This window comes from Paracoccus sp. (in: a-proteobacteria) (genome assembly GCF_039808215.1).
GTDB lineage: Bacteria > Pseudomonadota > Alphaproteobacteria > Rhodobacterales > Rhodobacteraceae > Paracoccus.
On the sequence record NZ_JBDHSP010000151.1, the window covers coordinates 1 to 3,018 of the forward strand.

The window sequence follows — 3,018 nt, forward strand, 5'->3', positions numbered from 1 at the left end:
GGCCGGCTGCCCGTGCCGGCCGGCGGCGAGGAACAGGACGAGCATCGGGACCAGGAAGGCGAGATAGGCGGCGACCTCGCCCAGCGTCGCCCGCTCCTGATAGCCGAAGAAGCCGGAGAGGATCGCGCCGAGCGGCCCGTCGGCCGGCAGCACGGCGCCGAGATCGTAGACGACCTGCTGGAGATGGTTCCACAGCCCGGCCTCGTGCAGCGAGCGCACGGCGTTCGCCACCAGCCCCGCCGCGACGAACAGGATCAGGACGCCGGTCCAGCGGAAGAAGGCGCGCAGGTTGAGCTTCACGCCCAGCGCGTAGATGGCGTAGCCGACGATGCCCGCGAGCAGCACGCCGAGCGTCGCGCCCGCCGCCGGCGCCCAGCCGCCGCTCTGCTGGAAGATGGCGAGCAGGAAGAACACCGATTCCAGCCCCTCGCGCACCACGGCGAGGAAGGCGAGGCCGACCAGCGCGAAACCCTGATGCGCGCCGGCCAGCGCCGCGTCGACGCCGGCCTGCAATTCGCCCCGGATCGAGCGCGCCGCCTTGCGCATCCAGAACACCATCGAGGTCAGCATCGCGGCGGCGATCAGGCCGATCACGGCCTCGAACAGCTCCTGCCCGCGCTGGGGCAGTTCGCCGACGACGATGTCGAGCGCCGCGCCGGCCGCCAGGCTCGCGGCGCAGGCGAGCCCGACGCCGAGCCAGAGCGCCGGAAGCCATTCGCGCCGCCCGGTCCGGGTGAGATAGCTCGCGACGATGCCGACGATCAGCGCGGCCTCGATCCCCTCGCGGAGCATGATGAGAAACGGAACGATCACGGCGAACCCGCCCGGTTGCGCGCCGGGGTCGGCTCATGGCGGCGCCGGCAGCCCGTGCCTAGGCAGTCACGGCGCGAGGGTCAACCGAATCCTGACAGTTTAGAATGATCGTAAATTGTTGGAGGAGGTCCGGATACTTGCACAATACCGCTGCGACCATGCGTCATCTTGCGTCGCCGACGGTCTTTGCGCCCGACTCGACCGTCATTGCGAGCGCAGCGAAGCAATCCAGGGGGACGTAGAGCCCTGCCGCTTCTGGATTGCTTCGCTGCGCTCGCAATGACGGCGAGCCGACATCGGTTCGTCTCGCGGGCCGCCGGTCTCAGGCCGCCCGCTTCAGCGCGATCTCGAAGGGGGAGAGCGCGACCGTGTTGCCCCGCACCGTGACCAGCGTGTTGCAGGGCAGGGGCTGCCAGCATTCGCGCGCGGCGTCGACCGGCTCGGAGGCGACGACGACGCTGTCCGCCCGCGCGCAGACATAGAGGCTCGGCGGCCGGGCGTCGGAGGACCAGCGGACCGCGTGGATGCTCTCGCCGTCGGCGAGCGCGGCGGCGCAGCGCAGGGGCTCGCGGATGCCGGCCTCGCGCATCAGCGAAAGCGCGTCGGACAGGGCCGTGGCGAGCGCCTCGCCCGGCGCCATGCCCTGCGCCAGATGGGCGAGCGCGAGCAGGAAGACCGCTTCGGAATCGGTGGTGCCGGCGCGGGCGCCGTAGAGCCCGTCCGGGATCAGCGCCTCCAATCGCCGGCGGATCAGGCCGTAGCCGCCGATCTGGCCGTTATGCATGAAGAGATGGCGGCCATGGACGAAGGGGTGGCAGTTCGCCCGCGTCGTCGCGGTGCCGGTCGCGGCCCGGACATGGGCGAAGAACAGATGCGAGCGCACCTGCCGCGCGATCGAGAGCAGGTTCTCGTCGGACCAGGCCGGCCGCACCTCGCGATACTGGCCGGGCTCGGGCCGCTCGCCGTACCAGCCGACGCCGAAGCCGTCGCCATTGGTGCCGGTCTTGGCCTCCTCGGCATGGAGCGACTGGTGGATCAGCGAATGGCAGGGCGAGGCGACGAAGTCCTCGAGGAAGACGGGAACGCCCGAATAGGCGAGGAAGCGGCACATCTGCGCCCCGAATCGCGGTGGAAAGCAACCGCGAGGATAATGTTCTCCGAAGATGAACGCGAACATAACGCGCCCGCCCCGCGCGCCTTTCGTCTAATGGATAAGAGCCGCACCGCCTTGCGTGGCGCGCATCCCTCCTATACCGATCCAGCCGGTAAAGGGTGGAAGCCGCGCGCAATCGCGAGCTCACGGGAGCGGGAATGTGAAGGGTCTTCTCGCCATCAGCCGGGTCATCGATGCGGTCAACGGCTTCATCGGCCGGAAGATCGCCTGGCTGATCCTCGCCGCGGTGATCGTGGCGGCGGTCAACGCCATCATCCGCAAGGTCTTCAACTATTCCTCGAATGCCTGGCTCGAGCTGCAATGGATGCTGTTCGGCGCGGTCTTCCTGATCTGCGCCTCCTGGACGATGCAGGTGAAGGAGCACATCCGCATCGACATCGTGAACAGCATGCTGCCCAGGCGCGTGCGGCAATGGATCGAGCTCCTCGGCCATGTGCTGTTCCTGATGCCGTTCAGCCTGCTGATCGTCTATCATTCCTGGCCGTTCTTCATGCGCTCCTATGCGATCGGCGAGCAGTCGCTCTCGGCCGGCGGCCTGCCGCAATGGCCGGCCAAGGGGCTCGTCGTCGTCGGCTTCGTGATGCTGAGCTTCCAGGGCGTCTCCGAGATCATCAAGCAGGTCGCGATCATGCGCGGCGATCTCGACGACGACGAGGCGGCGCTCGGCCACGCCGCCGCGGCCGAGGCCGAAGCCCAGCGCCTGCTCGACCAGGCCAAGGAACAGGGTCTCGCCTCGTGAGCCGCCCGCAAGAGACACCGAGCCGCCCCATGCACGCCTCCCGCCTTCCGCGCCTCGCCGGCCTGCTCACGGCGCTGACGCTCCTCGCCTTCTTCGGCCTGCATACCGGCGACGCCTTCGCGGCGGGCGGCGGCCTCGGCGACTTCCTGCGCGTCAACATGGCGCCGGTGATGTTCGCGGCGCTCGTCGTCTTCCTGCTGCTCGGCTATCCGGTCGCCTTCGCGCTCGCCGCCAACGGCCTGCTCTTCGCGCTGATCGGCATCGAGCTCGGCCTGTTCCAGGAGAACTTCCT

The 3,018-nt window shown here is 69.1% G+C and carries 3 protein-coding genes and 1 pseudogene; 2 read left to right on the top strand and 2 right to left on the bottom strand.

What is annotated here, in order from left to right:
* Together efeU and WMK75_RS18810 are read right to left on the bottom strand one after the other, a co-directional pair.
* Positions 1 to 813: iron uptake transporter permease EfeU (efeU, locus tag WMK75_RS18805; RefSeq protein WP_347269101.1), on the bottom strand; the 813-nt coding region annotated here is incomplete at its 3' end.
* Between the two features lie 322 nt (positions 814 to 1,135).
* Positions 1,136 to 1,924, bottom strand: a complete 789-nt coding sequence (locus WMK75_RS18810; protein WP_347269102.1) for a class II glutamine amidotransferase — start codon at positions 1,922 to 1,924, stop codon at positions 1,136 to 1,138.
* Positions 1,925 to 2,126: 202 nt separating this feature from the next.
* On the opposite strand from WMK75_RS18810, the gene WMK75_RS18815 reads away from it, so the two are divergent.
* Both WMK75_RS18815 and WMK75_RS18820 read left to right on the top strand, forming a co-directional pair.
* Positions 2,127 to 2,726 (top strand): TRAP transporter small permease subunit, encoded by a 600-nt coding sequence (locus WMK75_RS18815; protein WP_347269103.1) that lies wholly within the window; start codon positions 2,127 to 2,129, stop codon positions 2,724 to 2,726.
* 29 nt (positions 2,727 to 2,755) lie between these two features.
* Positions 2,756 to 3,018 (top strand): annotated as a pseudogene (locus tag WMK75_RS18820) (hypothetical protein); the annotation flags it as partial.